This window comes from Arsenophonus sp. aPb (assembly GCF_029873475.1).
Taxonomy (GTDB): Bacteria; Pseudomonadota; Gammaproteobacteria; order Enterobacterales; family Enterobacteriaceae; genus Arsenophonus.
Genome location: NZ_CP123499.1, coordinates 1,732,474 through 1,753,963, shown reverse-complemented (window position 1 = coordinate 1,753,963; position 21,490 = coordinate 1,732,474). Strand labels below are relative to the sequence as shown.

Below are 21,490 nucleotides of genomic sequence, written 5' to 3'. Positions count from 1 at the left end.
CTGTTTTCCTTTATCGTATAACTATTATTGATTTCAGTATGCATTTACAACGAGTTTTACTCATTATTGTGGGCTGGATTAGTATTGTCTTAGCGACATTTGGTTTACTTTTACCATTATTACCCACTACCCCTTTTTTACTATTAGCTGCCTGGTGTTTTTCTCGCTCATCGCCACGTTTTCATCACTGGTTACTTTATAGCTCATGGTTTGGTCAATATATTCGCTATTGGCAACAGCATAAAGCGTTGCCTAAAGGCGTTAAAATTAAGCTAATTATTATTATTTTATTTACTTTTGTTTTCTCACTTTGGTTAGTAAAAGCTTGGTGGATCAGAGGGGGACTATTAATTATCTTAGTTCTATTACTCGGTTATATATCAAGGTTGCCAGAAATCAATGGGTCAAAAAATTAACCCAATTTTTTATCTGGTTAAGATTAAAGCTAGTTAACTAAAATTTTATGTCGGTAATAATATTTTTTGCATAATTTGCTGATAAATAAGGCTTAGTTGCTGTAGATCAGCAACACTTACACATTCATCAACTTTATGAATGGTTTCATTTATAGGACCTAATTCAACAATTTGTGCACCCATTTTAGCAATAAAACGGCCATCAGATGTGCCGCCATCGGTTGATAGCTGAGGTTGATAGCCACAATATTGCTCTATGACCTGGCTAACAATATTAATTAATTTGCCTTTTTCTGTTAAAAAAGGATGACCGGATAATGACCACTCAATTTTATAATTAAGTTGATATTTTTTTAGCATTGCTTCAACTTGCTGGCGAATTTGTTGCTCGGTGAGCTCGGTGCTGAAGCGAAAATTAAATTGTATAACTAACTCGCCAGGAATAATATTGTTACTGCCAGTGCCAGAATGGATATTGGAAATTTGCATGCTGGTGGGAGGAAAAAAAGTATTACCGACATCCCATTTTTTATTAACTAGTTCATTTAAAAAAGGTAATGAACTATGTATCGGATTATTGGCTAAGTGTGGATAAGCGATGTGCCCTTGGGTTCCTTGGACGGTGAGTTTGGCGGTTAGTGAACCTCGACGACCATTCTTGATAATATCACCAAGCTTAACCTGACTAGACGGTTCACCTACAATGCAATAATCAATCTGTTCGTTGCGCATCATTAATTTCTCAACCACTTTTACCGTTCCATGAGTTGCTGTAGCCTCTTCATCAGAGGTAATTAAAAAGGCTAATCGGCCAGTATGGTTGGGAAAATCGATAATAAATCTTTCGGCGGCAACAATCATTGCGGCAAGGGAACCTTTCATATCGGCTGCTCCACGGCCATAGAGCAGTCCGTTATTTAATGTTGGTGTAAAAGGAGGATAACGCCAGTTCTGAGTTGCACCGGCAGGAACAACATCGGTATGTCCAGCAAAAGCTAGCGTTTCACCTTTTTCCCCATGATATGCCCATAGATTGGCGGTATCGTCAAAGGGCATGACTTCAATTGAAAAACCAAGTTTTTCCAATCGATTAATTAAAATAGTTTGACAGCCATGATCATTGGGGCTAACAGAGGGTTGTTGAATAAGTTGTTGCGCAAGCTTAAGAACAGGACAAATCATAGTTAGCCTCTGTGATGCATAAAGTGTTGATACTCGTCTATTGAAAAACCCAGTAGATAATGGTTATCAGTAGTTGTTAATAATGGGCGTTTAATAATGGCTGGATATTTTAACATTAACTCTTTAGCACTTACGGCATCAATAATATTCGTTTTTTGCTCATCGGACAATTTTTTCCAGGTCATACCACGTTTATTGATCAAGGCTTCCCATCCTAAATATTGAATAAAAATTTCGAGTAATTCATTTGAGATCCCATCCGTGCGATAATCATGGAATTGATAGATTACATGATGATTATCGAGCCACTGACGTGCCTTTTTAATAGTATCACAATTTTTTATACCATAAAGTATGTAACTTGTTGATGTTGACATCATAATTTCCCTTTTGGATATGAAGCACTAAGATCTCTATAATGCTGCAAAATGCGATAATAATCTATATAAGGCTACTATTAAGTAGAATAGTTATTAAATTTATTAGAAATCGAATATAAAAATATTTAATAAAATATATTTTACATCATATAAAATGATGCATTAATTAAGCAATGCATATACATATACTATGTGTAATGTGATTTTTATTAATAAATCATTTCTTCGTCCTTTAGTGATATTTTGTTTATGCTATATTTATTTAGCGCGCATATAAACAAGGCTGGCTTCTAAGCGAGAACGCACATTAAGTTTTTTCAATAAATTACGAATATGTACTTTGACTGTTTCTTCAGAAATAAAAAGAGATTTAGATATTTCTCTATTTTTTAATCCATTAGCAATTTCACGTAATACTTCAAATTCACGTTTTGTTAATGAAGAAAGTGGATCTTGATATTGATGACGATTATTTAAATACTGATGAATTTGATTGCTAAAAACCGGTAAACCATTTGCAGCACTTTTTAGGCTATTAACTAACATATCTAATTCGCAATTTTTTAATAAATAACCATTAGCACCAGCATCGATAGCATTATAAACATCAATTCTATTAGCAGAAAAAGAGAGAATTAATATATAAGATTTAATACCTTCTTTTCTAATTTGACGAATAACTTCAGGACCATACATATTAGATATATTAATATCCATCATAATAATATCTGGTTTCAATTGATTAGCTATATTAATAACATCAATACCATTACTTACTTCGGCAACGACACTAAATTCATGTGCAGCTTTAATGAGTTGTTTTAAACTATGACGTATTAGGGGATGTTCATCAACCAACATTATTGAATGATTAGACATAGTATATTCCTTTTTAAAAGCCTGTAGAAATAAATGGTGTTTTTACAACTGATTTTAATTATTAGTCTTTAAAGTTTTTTGAAAAAATGAAACAGTGCAAGAATATAAGAAAAACAATATTAATGAAATAACCAAAAGGTAATTATCTTAAATAAAAAACACATGGAATTTAATAATTTTAAATTCAATAATCTTAAATTTTATAATTATGAAAAAATTAATATTATAAATGTAATTAGTTTTATATTTTAATTTTAATATTATTTAGTTATGTTGATTTTGCTGATATGATGTTTATGTTTTCTAGTTTCTATCGGAATTGTTGCATATGTCATGATTTCATTGATAGAGATTATTATAATGGGGATGTTTTTTGCTAATAAAATTCTCTAAGGACACACACAATGGATGAAAAATTAAAACAAAGTGCGCTTGATTTTCATGAGTTTCCCCAACCAGGTAAAATTGAAGTTACACCCACTAAGCCATTAACAGCACAGCGCGATCTGGCCCTCGCATATTCTCCCGGTGTTGCTTACCCTTGTCTTGAAATTGCCGCAGATCCTTTGGCCGCTTACAAATACACGGCTAAGGCTAATTTAGTGGCTGTAGTTTCTAATGGTACGGCAGTATTAGGCCTTGGAAATATAGGTGCTTTGGCCGGTAAACCCGTTATGGAAGGTAAAGGTGTTTTATTTAAAAAATTTTCCGGCATTGATGTGTTTGATATCGAAATAGACGAATCTAACCCAGATAAACTGATTGATGTTATTGCTGCATTGGAGCCAACCTTCGGCGGGATCAATTTGGAAGATATTAAAGCACCAGAATGTTTTTATATCGAGAAAAAGCTGCGGGAAAAAATGCAAATCCCCGTTTTCCATGATGATCAGCATGGTACGGCCATTATTTCAACCGCCGCAATATTGAATGGTTTGCGCATTGTTAATAAAAAAATTGAACAGGTTCGTTTAGTTGTTTCAGGCGCAGGTGCAGCTTCTATTGCCTGCATGAATTTATTAGTCGCATTAGGTCTTAATCTTAGCAATATTATTGTCTGTGATTCAAAAGGGGTTATTTATCGTGGCCGCGATGAAGTGATGGATGATACCAAAGCCGCTTATGCAATCGAAGATAATGGATTACGTACCTTAGCAGATGTTATTCCAGGTGCAGATATTTTCTTAGGCTGCTCAGCGCCAGGTGTGTTGACGGCGGAAATGGTAAAATCGATGGCTGATGCCCCGCTTATCTTAGCATTAGCAAATCCGGAGCCAGAAATTCTTCCTTCAGTAGCAAAAGCCGCACGGCCTGATGCGATAGTCTGCACTGGACGTTCAGACTATCCTAATCAGGTAAATAATGTACTCTGTTTTCCTTTTATCTTTCGTGGCGCATTGGATGTTGGTGCAACCACCATTAATGAAGAGATGAAACTTGCTTGTGTTCAGGCTATTGCTGATTTGGCATTAGCTGAACAGAATGATGTTGTTGTTTCCGCTTACGGTGATCAGGAGTTAAAATTTGGTGCTGATTATATTATTCCAAAACCTTTTGATCCTCGCTTAATCGTTAAGATTGCGCCGGCAGTCGCTAAAGCAGCGATGGAATCAGGTGTAGCGACACGACCCATTGAAGATTTTAATTCTTATATAGAAAAGCTTAATGAATTTGTCTATAGCACCCACCTATTTATGAAGCCAATTTTTTCTCTGGCCCGTAAAGAGAAAAAACGAATTGTGTTAGCGGAAGGTGAGGAAGAACGCATATTGCATGCAACACAAGAATTAATATCTTTAGGTTTAGCTTATCCCATTTTAATTGGTCGACCCAGTGTTATTGAAAAGCGGATTGAGAAGCTTGGGTTACAAATTAGAATTGGTGAAGATTTTGAGTTGATTAATAATGAAAACGATCCGCGTTTTAAAACCTATTGGCAACAATATTATCAATTAATGAAGCGCCATGGGGTTTCGCAAGAAATGGCGCGTAGAGAAGTCATCAATAATCCAACGTTAATTGGTGCATTGATGATCCACCAAGGTGAAGCAGATGGCATGATTTGCGGTACTATTGGTAGTTATCATCAACATTTTACCATTATAAAAAACGTGCTTGGCTTCCGGCAGAATAGTTCGGTGGCAGGTGCAATGAATGCGCTTATGTTGCCAACAGGAAATACTTTTATTGCAGATACCTATGTGAATGATAATCCTACACCGGAAGAGTTGGCAGAACTTACACTGATGGCGGCACAGGCAGTAAGGCGTTTTGGTATCGAGCCTAAAGTGGCACTATTATCACGCTCAAGTTTTGGTTCATCAGACTGTCCATCAGCCCAAAAAATGCGTAAAACGTTGTCCTTAGTTAAACGTGCCGATCCTGACTTGGAAATTGATGGTGAAATGCATGGCGATGCAGCGTTAGTTGAAAGTATTCGACGAGATATTATGCCGGATAGTACATTAAAAGGATCGGCTAATTTACTGATTATGCCTAATATGGAGGCTGCACGTATTAGTTATAACTTACTTCGTGTTACTAGTTCTAATGGAGTCACGGTGGGACCAGTATTAATGGGAGTAGCAAAACCAGTACATATATTAACATCGGTTGTATCCGTAAGACGTATCGTTAATATGGTTGCTCTTGCTGCAGCGGAAGCACAAACTCAGCCATTATAGTTTAAGTTTAAAATTAACCATCGATTTGAACCTCTGTAATATCAATTACAGAGGTTTATTGTATTACGACAATAAAAATAGCGCTACAAATTAAGTTAATTAATTATTTAGAAATTTATTTAAAAAGTGAGTTAATTAATTGCGCTGGCTGTCTTTTATTTATTAAATTTTTGTTATTAAATAACTTAAAAATTGCCAACAGAGTGTTCTTGTTAATGATGCAATTAAACCAGCACTTTTCTTATCGATATTTAAATCTGGTACTATTGACTTGGTTGTTAAATATCATCGCATTTACCAGCTTTGCAGGAGAAAAAATGATAATTCCAATGGCAGAAAAGCAACCACATGAAATGGTGTTACATGGTGATACCCGCATTGATAATTATTATTGGTTAAGAGATGATACAAGAAAAAATAAAAAAGTTATCAAATACTTGACTGAAGAAAATCAATATACCAATACGGTATTAAAATTAGGCAACGTATTAAGGGAACAATTATTTGGTGAGATGGTCGCTCGTATGGAGCAACACGATCAATCGGTGCCTTATATTTATAATGGTTATATTTATCGTACCCTTTATCAAGAAGGTCAAGATTATCCTATTTATCAACGTAAACCAGTTAATCAAAATAGTGATTGGCAGATATTAGTTGATGGTAATGAGCGTGCTAAGGGACATCAATTTTATACATTGGGAGGTATTGCTGTTTCTGAAGATAATAATCGTTTGGCAATTGTCGAAGATTTCCAAGGGCGTCGTCAGTTTGAGGTTTCATTTAGACAATTAGATAGTAAAAAATGGCAGAATGCAGTCATTAAAAATACTTCTGATAATATTGTATGGTCTAATGATAATCAAACTCTTTATTATATTAGTAACCATCCTCAAACACTGTTACCTTATCAGGTTTATTGCCATCAATATGGAAAAAAGGGTGTTGAAGATAAAAAAGTTTATCAGGAGAGTGATGATAGATTTTACTTGAGCATAGCTAAAAGTCGCTCAAAAGCGTATATCTTGCTGTCGATTAGCAGTACAGAAACATCAGAATATCGATTAATTGATGCCAATAACCCTGCTGAAGCACTTAAAGTATTTTCACCACGTCAAACAGGTCGTGAGTACGACTTAGATCATTTTCGTGATAATTTCTATATTCGCTCTAACCACCAATCGGAGCAATTTGGCTTATATGCCACTCAAACAATTGAACAGCCGTGGCAAACGGTTATTGCACCAAATAAAGAGACTGATCTAGAAAATTTTGCCCTTTTTAACCGTTGGTTGGTGGTTGAAGAACGTCATAATGGATTGGTTAATCTTCGTCAGATAGACTGGCAGACAAAACAGCAAATAATGGTTCCATTTGATGAACCGGTATACAGCGCGTGGATTGGTTATAATCCAGAGCCTGATAGTGAGACCTTACGCTATGGCTATTCATCACTAACTACACCAATATCCATTATGCAGACAAATATGCTAACTGGGCAACGTGAATTACTAAAACAGCAACAAGTTAATAAATTTGATCAGTCCCTATATACCAGTGAACGTATCTGGATTCGAGTAAAAGATGGGACAAAAGTGCCGATTTCTTTGGTATATCGTAAAGATCTATGGCAAAAAAACAAAAATCCTATTTTGATATATGGTTATGGTGCTTATGGTATCAATGTAGATCCAGTTTTTAGTTCACCACGTTTGAGTTTATTAGATAGGGGTTTTGTATATGCATTAGTCCATGTTCGTGGCGGTGGAGATTTAGGTAAAACCTGGTATCAGCAAGGTAAGGTTGAAAATAAAGCTAATAGTTTCAATGATTTTATTGATGCAACTAAGATATTGATTGCCAAGGGTTATGCCGATCCAAAACGGGTTTATGCGATGGGCGGAAGCGCTGGTGGTTTATTAATGGCAACGGTAATTAACCAGGCACCGGAACTGTATCGAGGCGTTGTTGCTCAAGTTCCTTTTGTCGATGTTGTGACGACGATGCTTGATCCCTCTATTCCATTAACAACTGGAGAATATGATGAATGGGGTGATCCTGCTGAACAAGAAGCTTATTTTCGACTAAAATCTTACAGCCCCTATGATAATATTAAGCATCAACGTTATCCCAATTTACTGGTTACGACAGGTTTATATGATTCCCAAGTCCAATATTGGGAGCCGGCAAAATGGGTGGCTAAATTAAGGGAACATAAAGTGGGTAATACTGTCTTATTGCTGGAAACAAATATGGAAGCCGGCCATGGTGGACAATCGGGTCGTTTTAACCGTTTGAAGGATACGGCACTAGAATATGCTTTTATTTTGATGCTAGATGATAATAAAAAATATTTCCCTGATTTTGATATCCAATAAATTTTTTATGGCCTTATATAATAATTTAATATAAGGCAAATAAATATATTTTTATGTATGATAATTTGTTTGAGTTAATCAATTCTATTGATAGATAAAATTTTACTTTCAAGCAAGCCGTCTTGTAAGCGCGTTTTTAATTTCACCCCGACATCTACTTGTTGTGTATTGGTTAAAACCTTGCCATTAGGTAATTCGCTGATAGTATAACCGCGTGCTAATGTTGCTAATGGACTTACTGCTTCAAGGCGGGAACAGTTAATAGCAAATTTTTCTCGATATTGGCTTACTGTTTGATTAATCAATTGTTTTAGTTTGAATTCATGTTGAATATAACGTTGACGACAATTTTGTAATTGTGGTCGCGGATCACACAGTATTAAACGTTGTTCAAAGCTATATTGTTGACGATTCATTTGCTGTAAATATTGTTGGGTGGCGCTAACAAGTTTTTGTTGTAATTGGATCAGATAATTTTGTTGTCGTGTTATCCGCAGTTCAGGATGTTGTTGTTGTAGTTTATGATGTAATTGACTAAAGACACGTAGTTTACGCGCCAGGAAATAATCCATCGCCATTTCCAGTCGCTGTTTTTGTTCAAGTAGTTGGCGGAGTAATTCTTGTTGGTTGCGGCTTACTAGCTCTGCTGCTGCTGAAGGCGTCGGGGCACGTAAATCGGCAACAAAATCGGCAATAGTTACATCGGTTTCATGACCAACCGCAGCAATAATTGGTAACTGACTGGCAAAAATTGCTCGCGCAACTTTTTCATCATTAAAGGCCCATAAATCCTCCAATGAACCACCACCCCGGCCGACAATGAGTACATCACACTCTAGCCTGTGATTAGCCAACTCAATGGCACGAACAATTTGTCGTGGTGCATCTTCCCCTTGGACGGCGGTAGGATAAATAATGACAGGTAGTGAAGGATCGCGGCGTTTTAATATATTTAAAATATCGTGTAATGCAGCGCCTGTTGCTGAAGTAATAACACCCAAGCGTTTGGCTGGCATTGGTAGCGCTTGTTTGTAATGTTGAGCAAATAATCCTTCAGCTGAAAGTTTATGTTTCAATATTTCAAATTGTCGTTGTAATAATCCATCACCTGCAGGTTGCATATTTTCAATAATTAATTGGTACTCTCCTCTCGGTTCGTACAAGGTAACAGTCGCTCGAACTAACACTTGTTGGCCATTTTGTGGTCGAAAATTGACCCGTATATTTTGGCCACGAAACATTGCAGCCCGCAGCTGTGCTTTTTCATCTTTTAAAGTGAAATACCAGTGGCCGGAAGCCGGCTGAGAAAAATTAGAAATTTCTGCATTAAGCCAAACTCTGCCAAGTTGAAGTTCAAGTAATTGCCGAACTGATTGATTAAGTTGGCTAACCGAGTAAATCACACTATTTTCTGAAGTTAACATATTAAGTTAGCAACACCTTATAAATAAAATTAATGGCTAAATATTAGCCGCTATTATTTTTATTATACATAGAATTAAAATAGAGAGTGCAATAGATTATCCCATTCATGTTGCTCAACATTGGCTGTTGTCATTCGGATTGTCATATTTTTATCTATAGGATTAGTTTTTATATTGGTTATAATAAATTCTGTTTTTGGCCAAAATAATACTGCATGTTTGCCATTTTTTAATAATGCGGAAATATTAGCACCGACTAAAGGTTCAGTATATTGAATTTCATATAAAACATTAATTTTATCATTAGCTAATGTTTTTTTCTCTTTTAGGTAGGGTATGACTTTATCTGGAATTTCATAGGTGCTGAAAAAAGTATCCAGTTTATAGGAACTATTAGTTTGCAAAAACATCATATCGGCAGCTTTTCTGACTTCACCTCGATAAACCATTCTCGGTGTAAACTGGCTATGATAGTTATCGAATAGTGATAAATGCATTAAAGATAAATTCAATTGGGCAACTAAGGGGTGATGATGATTAACCGCAGCCCCGAGTTTTAACATACTATTTAAATAAGTATAGCTACTATATTGGTAATCTTGAATACTATACCAATCAATAAAATGGCACTTCTTATAACCTTCTAATTGATTAAATTGATTCATTGTTGATACAAAATTAATTTTAGATTTATTTTCAACATAATCTTTATCAAAAATTGGCGTTAAAAGTGCTAACGCTTCATCATAAGAGTGTAGGGGGTGACTAATATTCTCATTAGCATAGAGAGAATCCAGAAAGTTAATATGCTGTTTTTCAATAGATGAAAGCGGGGGTGAGGCTCTTTGTGTATCGGATTGGTAAGTGGGTATTTGATTGAAGTTTATTTTATTAATGGCGAACATAACTTTCCTTAGTTTAAGCCGTTAATTTTACCCATATTTTAAACAAGTAATAAGTTCTAAAAAGTGATGGTTAGACCAGAATAAATTAACCAAAATACCTACTTTCGGTAAATATTTATTTGATTTGAAATTAATTAAATCATTCTGTTAATAAATAAATTACTAATAAGCTAAGGTCTAAGTCTTATTATGGAATTATGTGTTTTTCTCGACTAAAAATGAATTTTAGTGAGAAAGTACTGGAGTCAATAAATTTCGTCATGTATAATATCGCCGCAATATTTTATCTTTTTCCAAATCCTGCCTGGTGAGATATTGCTTATGCTACGTATAAAGAAAGAAGCACTAACATTCGATGATGTATTGTTAGTTCCCGCACACTCAGATGTATTACCTAATACGGCTGATTTATCAACTCAACTAACTGCCGCTATCCGTTTAACTATTCCTATGCTTTCTGCTGCCATGGATACTGTGACTGAATCAGATTTAGCCATCGCATTAGCCCAAGAGGGTGGAATTGGTTTTATTCATAAAAATATGTCAATTGAGCGCCAGGCAGAAGAAGTTCGCCGAGTTAAAAAGTATGAAAGTGGCATCGTTATCGATCCAGTTACCGTCACGCCGGAAACCACAATTCGTGAAGTCTATGAGCTGGCTGAACGCAATGGTTTTGCGGGTTATCCGGTGGTTAATAATAATAAAGAATTGGTTGGTATCATTACCGGTCGTGACATCCGTTTTGTCACCGATTTGGATCAGCCGGTTACCGCAGTCATGACTGCTAAACCGCATTTGGTCACGGTCAAAGAGGGTGAGTCCCGTGATGTGGTTTTGCAAAAATTGCATGAAAGGCGTATTGAAAAAGCCTTGGTGGTTGATGATAATTTTCACCTGTTTGGTATGATCACAGTAAAAGATTTTCAGAAAGCTGAACGCAAACCTAATGCATGTAAAGATGAGCAAGGTCGTTTGCGAGTCGGGGCCGCAGTAGGTGCTGGTGGAAATAATGAACAACGTATTGAAGCATTAGTCGCGGCCGGTGTTGATGTGTTGTTAATTGACTCTTCTCATGGACATTCGCAGGGTGTTTTACAACGTATTCGTGAAACACGGGCAAAATATCCTGATTTGCCAATTATTGGTGGTAACGTAGCAACAGGCGAAGGGGCTAAAGCCTTGGCTGAAGCGGGTGCCAGTGCGGTGAAAGTTGGTATTGGCCCGGGTTCTATCTGTACAACACGGATTGTGACCGGTGTTGGTGTACCTCAGATCACCGCGATTGCCGATGCGGTTGAGGCGCTTAATGGCATGAATATCCCGGTAATTGCCGATGGTGGGATTCGCTTCTCGGGTGATATTGCTAAAGCGCTAGCTGCGGGTGCTTCATGCGTTATGGTTGGTTCAATGCTGGCTGGTACTGAAGAATCACCAGGCGAAACAATCTTGTTTCAGGGACGCTCTTATAAAGCTTACCGAGGAATGGGATCATTAGGTGCAATGTCGAAAGGCTCTTCCGATCGCTACTTCCAAACCGATAATGCGGCCGACAAATTAGTTCCTGAAGGAATAGAAGGCCGGGTTGCTTATAAAGGATTATTGAAGAATATTGTTCATCAGCAGATGGGCGGGCTTCGTTCTTGTATGGGGTTGACGGGGTGTGCCACGATAGATGAATTAAGAAGCAAAGCAGAATTTGTACGGATCAGTGGTGCGGGCATCCAAGAGAGTCATGTGCATGATGTTACAATCACCAAAGAATCACCTAATTATCGTTTAGGTTAATTATATTAGCGGTGGTTTTTTCACTATAAACCGTCAAATTACTATTAGTTTTTGGAATTATTTTTAGATGACAACTGACATTCATCAATACCGAATTTTGATCCTTGATTTTGGTTCACAATACACGCAATTAATTGCCCGTCGTATTCGTGAAATTGGCGTTTATTGTGAACTTTGGGCATGGGATGTTTCCGAGGCACAGATCCGTAAATTTAATCCCAATGGCATTATTCTTTCTGGCGGACCGGAGAGTACTACCGAGCAAAATAGCCCACGTGCACCGGAATATGTTTTTCAGGCTGGCGTCCCGGTATTGGGTATTTGCTATGGCATGCAAACGATGTCTATCCAATTAGGTGGGCAAGTTGACGTGTCTGGCGAGCGAGAGTTTGGCTACGCCCAGGTGTCAATTCAACAATCTTGTGAACTATTTCGTGATATCTATGATAGCTTAAGTGTAGAGGGTAAACCACTGCTTGATGTATGGATGAGTCACGGCGATAAAGTGACTGCCATCCCGACATATTTTAAGGTTATCGCCAGTACCGATAGCTGCCCATTTGCCATCATGGCGAATGATGAAAAACGTTTTTATGGTGTCCAATTTCATCCTGAAGTCACTCACACACACCAAGGCGCGGCTATTTTACAGCGTTTTGTATTAGATATTTGTGGTTGTAAAGCCCGTTGGACTGCGGCGGCGATTGTTGAAGATACGGTACAACGCCTAAAGGCACAGATTGGTGATGATCAAGTGATTTTAGCGCTATCTGGCGGTGTGGATTCCTCAGTTACTGCGCTATTACTCAATCGTGCGATTGGTAAACAACTGACTTGTGTCTTTGTTGATAATGGTTTGTTACGCTTAAATGAAGCGCAGCAAGTTATGGCCATGTTTGCTGGTAAATTTGATCTAAATATTATTCATGTGGCTGCCGAAGAGCGCTTTCTTAACGCATTGGCGGGCATTGATGAGCCAGAATTAAAGCGTAAAACGATTGGTCGTGTTTTTATTGAAGTATTTGATGAACAAGCCGCTAAACAAACGCAAGTAAAATGGCTAGCACAAGGGACTATTTATCCAGACGTAATTGAGTCCGCTGCTTCGGCGACCGGTAAAGCACATGTCATTAAATCTCACCACAATGTGGGTGGCTTACCCGCAGAAATGAAATTAGGTTTAGTTGAGCCATTAAAAGAGTTATTTAAAGATGAGGTGCGTAAAGTAGGCCTGGCGTTAGGACTTCCTTACGACATGTTATACCGTCATCCATTTCCTGGCCCTGGCTTAGGTGTGCGGGTCCTGGGTGAAGTGAAGAAAGCTTATTGTGATCTCTTACGCCAAGCAGATGCCATTTTTATTGAAGAATTACATAAAGCCGATCTTTATCATAAAGTCAGCCAAGCCTTCACCGTTTTCTTACCGGTCCGCTCAGTTGGTGTGATGGGAGATGGCCGCAAATATGACTGGGTCGTATCATTACGTGCCGTTGAAACCATTGACTTCATGACCGCCCATTGGGCACATTTGCCTTATGATTTTCTTGGCAGAGTATCAAATCGGATCATCAATGAAGTCGCCGGTATCTCTAGGGTAGTTTACGATATTAGTGGTAAACCCCCGGCGACAATTGAGTGGGAGTGATATTTGTATAGTTTTCTGCTTGGATTACAGATTATTTGATTTGTATTTGATATGTTATCTTACAATTGCTGACTAAATGTTGAATGTTAGGTTGCCTTAGAAACGCTCTATTTACTCAATTTTGATGGTAATAAATTTTATAATGAATGAGAATAAATTTAGGTTTGATATAAATGGCCTCAGAGCTATTGCTGTACTGCTCGTTGTCATATTTCATTATGATAAAAATGGAATTACAGGTGGATTCATCGGTGTAGATGTATTTTTTGTAATCTCCGGATATCTAATGACTGGAATAATATTTCGTGGCTTGGAGTCAAAATCTTTATCAATATTTAAATTTTATGTATCAAGAGCTAAAAGGATAGTGCCTGCACTGTTGACTATTGTTGTCTTTATGTTGGCTTATGGTTACTTATTTGTTGAACCAATGAGCTATCGCTTGATTGGTAAGCATGCATTGAGTAGCTTGATTTTTATCGGTTCTGTCGCATTAAAAGAGTCTGTTTGATAAGATCGATTTGTAAACCTTGTACTACAAGCAGATATAATTGACTCTTATGAATATTGTTAAACAAAGCTTTAAACGTCTCCACTATCCCGTCGATGTCATTTTAGTTTGTCTACGTTGGTACCTGGCGTATTCCTTAAGCTTGCGTAACCTTGAGGAGATGATGCAGGAAAGAGGTATTTTTGTTGATCACTCCACCATTCACCGCTGGATTTTACGACTGACGCCAAAACTAGCAAGTGTTGCCAGAAAGAAACGAAAAATCTATGGTGGCACCTGGTATCTGGATGAAACCTATATCAGGATAAAAGGGAAATGGCATTATCTTTATCGCGCCGTAGAGGCTAGTGGTGAAACGATAGATTTTATTCTTAGTCAAAAGCGAAATAAAAAATCTGCATTACGCTTTTTAAAGAAAGCTATCCATCAAAATACCTATCCTATGGAAGTGAATATTGATAAAAGTGGTGCTAATCGGGCTGCATTAATGTCACTTAATCAACGTGAGCTGGGGATAAAAATAAGACAGTGCCGTTATAAAAATAACATGGTAGAGCAAGATCACCGTTTCATTAAAAAACGCTATCGAGCGATGCTTGGTTTTAAGACGTACCGAACGGCAAAAGTTTTACTGGAAGGAATAGAAATATTGCATATGCTCCATAAACAACAAATTCCTATCAATGGCCTAATTCTCTGTCCAGTCGATGCTTTTTACACTTTAGTCGCCTAACAATTCTTCTAACTACCACAAATTAAACTTCCAACATTAATGCGACAGAACCTTTTTATCTCTAATATAATATACAAAAGAGAATCTGGTTATTTTGATCTTAATTCTTATGATAAATATTTTTTACACACATGGTCACTGTCAATGGAGTGGCAGTTTTATATTATTTATCCGATTTTATTATTGCTTTTGAGTAAATTTTTCTCAATAAAGGCATTAAAAAAAATAGTTATCTATCTGACTATTGTTCTGTTTTTATACGGCTGGTATTCGTCAGTCAAAGACAGTGTATCTTCATACTATATGTTGCAGTCAAGAGCGTGGGAAATGCTACTTGGCGGTATTGCATACTTTTATCCACTCAAACTAAAAAAAACAACCAGGGTATTAATATACTATTCTTCACTTGTCGTATTAATTGCATCAGCATTTTTTATTAATCATAAAGATTTATGGCCTGGGTATCTTGCTATTATTCCAGCAGTAATGACATATTTAGTGATAGTATGCTCTGTTGAAAAAGGAATACTTGCCAGTAAAGTGCTGCAATATATCGGGCTAATTTCCTATTCGGTTTATCTTGTTCACTGGCCAATACTGGTCATTGCAAATAAGTTAGCTCTAAAACTTGGATTTATATATTACGTCTTGATAACTTTAGTTTTAGCTTCCCAGCTCTACTATTTTGTAGAGAGGAAGAGAAGTTATGGCTTAACGGTTGTATTTATTTACATGCTGGCTATTGCTGCAAGTATTTATGTTTTAAAAAATGGTGTGAGCAGTAGAGTTAATCCGGATTTCCAGCTATCAAGGAATGATTACAAAGCGAAGTTTGAAGGGCATCTGAATCTGCCTCAGAGCATGGATGCGCAATATTTTAACGGGAATGTGACTGATTTTGATTTTATTCTCATAGGTAACAGTCATGCGAGACATTTTTTCTCCTATATAAAAAAACATGGGATAAAAGTGGCAAGCCTTGCACTTGATGGTTGTACATCGACAAAAAATTATTACTCTTTTTATAACAAAAAAAGTGTGAATCCAGATACAAAATGGAACTTGATTTTATTAATGCACATCCTGAAAAGCCTGTAATTATATCAAGAAATTGGCCTGGGCTGCAATATGAGGACATAAAAAGAGAAGATGGCTCTCATATAGGTAAGGCTGATTATAATAAGCTTATGGTTGAAGAAATGACATCATTTTATAATGATGCCAACCATGGTCAGAATTTTTATATAATAGGTTCTACACCGCGTAGCTCAAGTGTAATGTTTGAATGTCTGGCTAAAGCTGATTTACCTATAAACAAATTAATTAATATTTTTGATTGTAGCAATACTCGACAAAGAGTGAATACTGCTGCAGATGAAGCTTTAAAAAACTTTGCAGGTAAATATGCTAAAGTGAAGTTTATAGATACTTATCCTTTCTTATGTAACCATACAGAATGTACACTTATTAAAGATGGCATTCCTATCTATACAGACACTAGCCACCTATCAATTACTGGTGCTGAAATTGTTGGAAAGGGTGTCTTTAATGAAATAAGAAGAGATACTAATTTGCATAAGTAATGCAATAAAGTCCTTTCGTGGTTTGAAATGTGTACTCTAGTAATAATAAACAAAAGGGAAATGATCATAGTAAAGTAGGAATAAAAAATTAATATTCACTAAATGGTATTTTTTAGCAAATCAGTAAATATATTTTACTGGTTTTTTTATTAGCCAATACTTTTATTATTGTTATTTTTAATTAAAAAGTATTTTAATATTTTATTTATAACCGATACAAGATACCTATTTAAATTAATTTAATTAATTTCAGCGATATGTTATATAAGAAATTAATTTAAGAATTTATTTAATTATATGTTTTACCATTTAATTAAATATTTAATGTTAAATATAAAACTCGTATTTTTTGGACATTCATAACATTATGACTTTATTAAAAAAGTGGCAAAAAATCATTACTATTTATTTATATTTATTAATTAGTCATTAAAAGTGGTGTAAGTATTTTTTAAGCATTAACTAATTATTTTAAATTGCTATCGCGCTGGTTCTGGGACGATAATTTTCTGTGCTGTTATTGCATTTTTTACTCATTATTTCTTTACAGAAATAAAATTATTGATCAAGGAGTAAGCAAAATGAAAACAAAATTACTGTTGGCTATGTTAGCGTTAATGAGTGCCTCGAGTTTTGCCAGTATCACCACTGATATTAAACCAATGCATGGCTATATTGATAGCCCAGCGAGTCGGGCTTATTTGTGTTCAATGTTGGAAAACAAAAATTGTGGTCCAATTCAGTATGAACCGCAATCAGTGGAAGGACAAAAAGGTTTTCCACAAAGAGGGCCAGCGGATGGCAAAATAGCCAGCGCTGGTGTAGGAATGTTTAAACAATTGGATGAACAATCAGTAACGCGCTGGACTAAGGTTAATATGAGATCAGGTGAAAATGTGTTTCACTGGACATTAACTGCCCCACATAGTACCACTGGCTGGGAATATTTTATTACCAAACAAGATTGGGATCCTAATCGCCCATTAAGACGCGCTGCGTTTGAATTACAACCCTTCTGTTCACGATTTGATGGTGGTGCAGTACCCGCCCGAGAAGTTACCATGAAATGCAATGTTCCTTATCGTACGGGTTATCAAGTGATTTTAGGTGTCTGGACTATTGCAGATACATCAAATGCCTTCTATCAAGTGATTGATGCCAATATGAATGCTCGTTAGTTTTAATTGGCTAAATATGATTATTTTTTAATGTTTATTTTATTCTAATAAAAATTAATTTTACGGTAAGACAATGATTAATAAATATATTTCTAACGGTATACCAGCTGAACCAGGCGAATTTCCCTTTTTTTGTGCATTATGTCTTTCTGATTCTGCGGATATCAATAGACATCGCTGTGGTAGCGTTCTTATTAATAAACGTTGGGTATTGAGTGCAGCACATTGTATTGAAAATATTGATGTTGCAAAACTTAATGTTTATGTTGGCATGGAGCACTATAACCCGGGTGCAATTTATCAAGATAAAGTAAAAATTAAACAGATTATTAGCCATCCTTATTGGCGTAATTCACCCTCTGATCCTGATGTAGATTGTCCTCCGCCATTTGATGTACCCTATGATATTGCTTTACTTGAGTTAGACCGCGAAACAATTAGTAATGATTTTGCCAGTATTAATGGTATCAATAAACATCTTGATTTACCTGAAGGTACTGAAGTAACTGCGATTGGTATGGGTGATACTGAATTGGGCAAAACATCTGAATATTTGCGAAAAACGATTATTTCGATCGCTAATCCTAAACGATGTATTGAAGTACCGAGTGGTTACCCACCTGCTTGCCATAAGCCGGCCTTGCATATTTGCGCAATTGGTAATAATACCACAACACAAGGAGGGGATTCAGGTAGTCCATTATTAGCTCACGATGGTAATAACACGGTAGTAGGTTTAGTCTCTCGTAGAATAATGCAGTCCATGGAATTTACCAGAGTAAGTTATTATAGTGATTGGATCCTAAAAAATATTAATAAGTAATTTTATCTATTTTATTATGTAAATAAAACAATTAATACCATTAGGATTTTTGCTTAACAAACCTGGTATAGTTTACTGCCAGGTTTGTTATTTTTTTTTTAACGTTTTCTACCACCCAAAATGCCACGAATAATTTGAGTACTTATTTGACGTACCGCAGATTTAGTTGCTGTTTGCACTAAACCCTCTTTTTTACCTCCTCTGGGGCCGGTTGAACCAAATAGGAAATCTTTTAAGCCGCCAACAAACCCACTATCTTCGGTATTTTTTGTTGTCTGATTTGCTTGGCTAGTAGCTGTTATCTCATCGCTGGTTTGATTTGCCAGTTTTTCATAGGCTGATTCACGATCCAACATTTTCTCATACTTGCCATAAATATCTGAATGAGTAAGTAGCTGGCTGCGTTCTTCGCTAGTTAAAATTCCCATGCGTGAATCTGGCGCAATAACGAAAGCCCGTTGAACAATGTTTGGACGTCCTTTTTCATCTAAGAACGAAATTAATGCTTCACCCACACCTAGTTCAGTTATCGCCTGCTCGGCTTTAAACTTTGGATTTGCTCGCATGGTTTCGGCTGCTGCTTTAACGGCTTTTTGATCCCGTGGCGTAAAAGCGCGTAATGCATGCTGAACCCGATTGCCAAGCTGTCCTAGAATATTATCGGGAATATCAAGGGGATTTTGTGTAACAAAATAAACGCCAACGCCTTTTGAACGGATCAGGCGAACAACCTGTTCGATTTTTTCCAGTAGTGCGGTCGGTGCGTTAGTAAAAAGTAGATGTGCTTCATCAAAGAAAAACACCAGTTTCGGTTTTTCAACATCGCCCATTTCAGGCAAACGTTCAAAAAGTTCCGATAATAACCATAATAGAAATACTGCGTATAGCTTAGGCTGATTATAGAGTTTGTCTGCGGCAAGGATATTGACTATTCCTTGGCCATTCGAATCGGTTTTGATTAGATCAACGATATCAAGCATAGGTTCGCCGAAAAAGTAATCAGCACCTTGCTGTTGAAGGGTTAATAAACCACGTTGTATGGCGCCAATTGAGGTACCGGCAATGTTACCGTATTCAGTTTGAAATTGTTTCGCATTTTCACCGACATATTGAACGGTAGCACGCAGATCTTTCATGTCTAGCAATAGTAAGCCATTGTCATCGGCGATTTTAAAAATAAGTTGTAATACACCACTTTGCACATCATTTAAATTCATTAAACGAGATAACAGCAATGGCCCCATATCTGAGATGGTTGCTCTTACCGGATGTCCTTGTTCTGCAAAAACATCCCAAAAAGTGACAGGACACGCAGCAGGATGCCAGTCTGTTACGCCAAGCGCTTCCAGGCGTGATTGTAATTTAGGTGTTAATACTCCTTTGGCACCAATCCCCGAAAGATCACCTTTCACATCAGCCATAAAAACCGGCACCCCAATTTGAGAAAAACTTTCCGCCATTTTTTGTAGCGTTACAGTTTTACCTGTTCCTGTTGCACCGGTAATTAATCCATGTCGATTTGCCAGCGCAGGCAAGATGGCTAATTCAGTTTCACTATTTTTAGCGATGACAAGAGATTTTTGCATCTAAATTAATCCTCTGTAGTCGGCATAATGGGTATAATTTTGTTGCCAGGCTCGTTAGCAGATTTTCGTTAAATATTTAATTACCAGACAGAATAGTTAATACGACAGTTAAAATATGATCAATTAATAAAAAATTATAAAAGCGTATAGGGTAAAGATAGCTGATGGTGGTGTATTTGGTATTTTAATAATAAAAAATTCAGTAAATCCTGCCTGATAAAATATTCTTTTGGTTAGGGAGAATTTTGTCTGACAATTAATTTAATTGCTGCTGAAAAATTCTCCTGTAGGGTGATTAAAACCGATGTTTTACCGCTTCAGCCAGTATAGATAGTAATTGTTCAGTGTCCTGCCAGCCCAAGCAGGGATCGGTGATTGACTGACCATAAATAAGGGGCTTACCGGCAATGACTTGCTGGGTACCTTCTACGAGAAAACTTTCTGCCATAATGCCCGCGATGGCTTTCGAGCCTTTTTGCAGTTGTTGCGCAATGTTTTTAGCAACGTCTATTTGGCGTTGATGGATTTTTTGACAATTACCGTGACTAAAATCGATAACTAATTTTTCAGCTAAGCCTAATTGGCGTAACTGACAGCAAGCAACAGCAATATCTTCAGCGCTATAATTAGGTTGTTTTCCTCCACGCATAATAATATGGCCATAAGGATTACCTTGTGTTTGATAAACAGTCATTTGACCATTTTTATTGGGCGATAAAAATACATGGCTGGCACGTGCTGCACGAATAGCATCAAGAGCAATATTAATATTCCCGTCAGTACCATTTTTAAAGCCAACCGGACAAGAAAGCGCTGATGCCATTTGTCGATGGATTTGGCTTTCTGTGGTTCTGGCGCCGACGGCTCCCCAGCTAATAAGATCGGCAACATATTGGCCGATTATCATATCTAAAAATTCAGTTGCCGTTGGCAGCCCAAGTTGGTTAATGTTAGTTAGTAGCTCACGAGCTAATCGTAGGCCTTTATTAACTTGGCAGGAATTGTTTAGATCTGGATCGGAAATTAAACCTTTCCAACCAACGACGGTACGTGGTTTTTCAAAATAGGTACGCATCACGATTTCAAGATAATCTTTATATTCGACACGCAGCTTAGCCAGCATTTTTGCGTATTCAAGTGCTGCATGGGTATCATGTACCGAACAGGGGCCAATGACCACCAACAGTCGTTGATCTTGACCAGTTAAAATTGATTCAATCGCTTTTCGTGACATTGTCACGTTTTCGACAATTTCTTTAGATAGCGGAAACTCATCGGCCAGAGCTTGAGGCGTAATAAGGCTATCAATAGGTTGAGTTCTTAACTCATCTGTTTTATACATATTTATCTCATATATGCTTCAATGTAGCAGATCTTCTCGCTAAATAAACTAGCATT

Annotated in this window: 18 protein-coding genes; 11 read left to right on the top strand and 7 right to left on the bottom strand. The window is 36.8% G+C overall.

Annotation, left to right across the window (positions count from 1 at the left end):
* Window positions 1–38: 38 nt before the first annotated feature.
* The gene (locus QE177_RS07790; RefSeq protein WP_280548487.1) at window positions 39–416 is read left to right on the top strand and encodes a DUF454 family protein; all 378 of its coding nucleotides are present in this window, start codon (window positions 39–41) and stop codon (window positions 414–416) included.
* A gap of 45 nt (window positions 417–461) precedes the next feature.
* On the opposite strand, the gene dapE is transcribed toward QE177_RS07790, so the two are convergent.
* The 3 genes from dapE to QE177_RS07775 form a co-directional block, all read right to left on the bottom strand.
* Window positions 462–1,598 (bottom strand): succinyl-diaminopimelate desuccinylase, encoded by a 1,137-nt coding sequence (dapE, locus tag QE177_RS07785; RefSeq protein ID WP_280548486.1) that lies wholly within the window; start codon window positions 1,596–1,598, stop codon window positions 462–464.
* A gap of 2 nt (window positions 1,599–1,600) precedes the next feature.
* The gene (locus QE177_RS07780; protein WP_280548485.1) at window positions 1,601–1,978 is read right to left on the bottom strand and encodes an ArsC family reductase; all 378 of its coding nucleotides are present in this window, start codon (window positions 1,976–1,978) and stop codon (window positions 1,601–1,603) included.
* A 258-nt stretch (window positions 1,979–2,236) separates the two neighbouring features.
* Window positions 2,237–2,857 (bottom strand): response regulator, encoded by a 621-nt coding sequence (locus QE177_RS07775; protein WP_280548484.1) that lies wholly within the window; start codon window positions 2,855–2,857, stop codon window positions 2,237–2,239.
* Window positions 2,858–3,261: 404 nt separating this feature from the next.
* Here QE177_RS07775 and QE177_RS07770 point away from each other — a divergent pair, with 404 nt between their 5' ends.
* Both QE177_RS07770 and QE177_RS07765 read left to right on the top strand, forming a co-directional pair.
* On the top strand, window positions 3,262–5,541 hold the full coding sequence (locus QE177_RS07770) for an NADP-dependent malic enzyme (RefSeq protein WP_280548483.1): 2,280 nt from the start codon (window positions 3,262–3,264) through the stop codon (window positions 5,539–5,541).
* Between the two features lie 317 nt (window positions 5,542–5,858).
* Entirely contained in the window at window positions 5,859–7,919 is a 2,061-nt protein-coding gene (locus QE177_RS07765; RefSeq protein WP_280548482.1) for a S9 family peptidase, read from the top strand.
* Between the two features lie 74 nt (window positions 7,920–7,993).
* On the opposite strand, the gene xseA is transcribed toward QE177_RS07765, so the two are convergent.
* Window positions 7,994–9,343 (bottom strand): exodeoxyribonuclease VII large subunit, encoded by a 1,350-nt coding sequence (gene xseA, locus QE177_RS07760; RefSeq protein WP_280548481.1) that lies wholly within the window; start codon window positions 9,341–9,343, stop codon window positions 7,994–7,996.
* Window positions 9,344–9,417: 74 nt separating this feature from the next.
* Window positions 9,418–10,248, bottom strand: coding sequence for a hypothetical protein (locus QE177_RS07755; protein WP_280548480.1), 831 nt, complete (start codon window positions 10,246–10,248; stop codon window positions 9,418–9,420).
* Window positions 10,249–10,569: 321 nt separating this feature from the next.
* On the opposite strand from QE177_RS07755, the gene guaB reads away from it, so the two are divergent.
* From guaB to QE177_RS07715, 8 genes are all read left to right on the top strand, one after another.
* Window positions 10,570–12,033, top strand: coding sequence for an IMP dehydrogenase (gene guaB, locus QE177_RS07750; RefSeq protein ID WP_280548479.1), 1,464 nt, complete (start codon window positions 10,570–10,572; stop codon window positions 12,031–12,033).
* Window positions 12,034–12,100: 67 nt separating this feature from the next.
* On the top strand, window positions 12,101–13,678 hold the full coding sequence (gene guaA, locus QE177_RS07745; protein WP_280548478.1) for a glutamine-hydrolyzing GMP synthase: 1,578 nt from the start codon (window positions 12,101–12,103) through the stop codon (window positions 13,676–13,678).
* A 142-nt stretch (window positions 13,679–13,820) separates the two neighbouring features.
* A complete protein-coding gene (locus tag QE177_RS07740) occupies window positions 13,821–14,189 on the top strand; it encodes an acyltransferase (RefSeq protein WP_280548477.1) in 369 nt (122 codons plus the stop codon).
* A gap of 49 nt (window positions 14,190–14,238) precedes the next feature.
* The gene (locus tag QE177_RS07735) at window positions 14,239–14,922 is read left to right on the top strand and encodes an IS6 family transposase (protein ID WP_280548476.1); all 684 of its coding nucleotides are present in this window, start codon (window positions 14,239–14,241) and stop codon (window positions 14,920–14,922) included.
* Between the two features lie 144 nt (window positions 14,923–15,066).
* Entirely contained in the window at window positions 15,067–16,020 is a 954-nt protein-coding gene (locus QE177_RS07730) for an acyltransferase family protein (RefSeq protein ID WP_280548475.1), read from the top strand.
* On the top strand, window positions 15,978–16,505 hold the full coding sequence (locus QE177_RS07725; RefSeq protein WP_280548474.1) for an SGNH hydrolase domain-containing protein: 528 nt from the start codon (window positions 15,978–15,980) through the stop codon (window positions 16,503–16,505). Before QE177_RS07730 ends, QE177_RS07725 begins: the two co-directional genes overlap by 43 nt.
* Window positions 16,506–17,086: 581 nt before the next feature.
* On the top strand, window positions 17,087–17,683 hold the full coding sequence (locus tag QE177_RS07720) for a lytic polysaccharide monooxygenase (protein ID WP_280548473.1): 597 nt from the start codon (window positions 17,087–17,089) through the stop codon (window positions 17,681–17,683).
* A 73-nt stretch (window positions 17,684–17,756) separates the two neighbouring features.
* Window positions 17,757–18,506, top strand: coding sequence for a serine protease (locus QE177_RS07715; RefSeq protein ID WP_280548472.1), 750 nt, complete (start codon window positions 17,757–17,759; stop codon window positions 18,504–18,506).
* A gap of 98 nt (window positions 18,507–18,604) precedes the next feature.
* Here the strand turns inward: QE177_RS07715 and QE177_RS07710 are convergent, their stop codons facing one another.
* Both QE177_RS07710 and QE177_RS07705 read right to left on the bottom strand, forming a co-directional pair.
* The gene (locus QE177_RS07710; protein ID WP_280548471.1) at window positions 18,605–20,092 is read right to left on the bottom strand and encodes a DUF853 domain-containing protein; all 1,488 of its coding nucleotides are present in this window, start codon (window positions 20,090–20,092) and stop codon (window positions 18,605–18,607) included.
* A 295-nt stretch (window positions 20,093–20,387) separates the two neighbouring features.
* Window positions 20,388–21,434: a 3-deoxy-7-phosphoheptulonate synthase gene (locus tag QE177_RS07705; RefSeq protein WP_280548470.1), complete on the bottom strand. Its 1,047-nt coding sequence runs from the start codon at window positions 21,432–21,434 to the stop codon at window positions 20,388–20,390.
* Window positions 21,435–21,490: the final 56 nt, after the last annotated feature.

Bases quoted from the DNA above. Each gene is read 5' to 3' on its own strand.
- guaB (WP_280548479.1), top strand. From the start codon at position 10,570: ATGCTACGTATAAAGAAAGAAGCACTAACATTCGATGATGTATTGTTA.
- QE177_RS07715 (WP_280548472.1), top strand. From the start codon at position 17,757: ATGATTAATAAATATATTTCTAACGGTATACCAGCTGAACCAGGCGAA.
- QE177_RS07740 (WP_280548477.1), top strand. From the start codon at position 13,821: ATGAATGAGAATAAATTTAGGTTTGATATAAATGGCCTCAGAGCTATT.
- QE177_RS07755 (WP_280548480.1), bottom strand. From the start codon at position 10,248: ATGTTCGCCATTAATAAAATAAACTTCAATCAAATACCCACTTACCAA.
- QE177_RS07730 (WP_280548475.1), top strand. From the start codon at position 15,067: ATGGAGTGGCAGTTTTATATTATTTATCCGATTTTATTATTGCTTTTG.
- QE177_RS07705 (WP_280548470.1), bottom strand. From the start codon at position 21,434: ATGTATAAAACAGATGAGTTAAGAACTCAACCTATTGATAGCCTTATT.
- QE177_RS07720 (WP_280548473.1), top strand. From the start codon at position 17,087: ATGAAAACAAAATTACTGTTGGCTATGTTAGCGTTAATGAGTGCCTCG.
- xseA (WP_280548481.1), bottom strand. From the start codon at position 9,343: ATGTTAACTTCAGAAAATAGTGTGATTTACTCGGTTAGCCAACTTAAT.
- guaA (WP_280548478.1), top strand. From the start codon at position 12,101: ATGACAACTGACATTCATCAATACCGAATTTTGATCCTTGATTTTGGT.
- QE177_RS07770 (WP_280548483.1), top strand. From the start codon at position 3,262: ATGGATGAAAAATTAAAACAAAGTGCGCTTGATTTTCATGAGTTTCCC.
- QE177_RS07775 (WP_280548484.1), bottom strand. From the start codon at position 2,857: ATGTCTAATCATTCAATAATGTTGGTTGATGAACATCCCCTAATACGT.
- QE177_RS07735 (WP_280548476.1), top strand. From the start codon at position 14,239: ATGAATATTGTTAAACAAAGCTTTAAACGTCTCCACTATCCCGTCGAT.
- QE177_RS07765 (WP_280548482.1), top strand. From the start codon at position 5,859: ATGATAATTCCAATGGCAGAAAAGCAACCACATGAAATGGTGTTACAT.
- QE177_RS07725 (WP_280548474.1), top strand. From the start codon at position 15,978: ATGGAACTTGATTTTATTAATGCACATCCTGAAAAGCCTGTAATTATA.
- QE177_RS07780 (WP_280548485.1), bottom strand. From the start codon at position 1,978: ATGATGTCAACATCAACAAGTTACATACTTTATGGTATAAAAAATTGT.
- QE177_RS07710 (WP_280548471.1), bottom strand. From the start codon at position 20,092: ATGCAAAAATCTCTTGTCATCGCTAAAAATAGTGAAACTGAATTAGCC.
- QE177_RS07790 (WP_280548487.1), top strand. From the start codon at position 39: ATGCATTTACAACGAGTTTTACTCATTATTGTGGGCTGGATTAGTATT.
- dapE (WP_280548486.1), bottom strand. From the start codon at position 1,598: ATGATTTGTCCTGTTCTTAAGCTTGCGCAACAACTTATTCAACAACCC.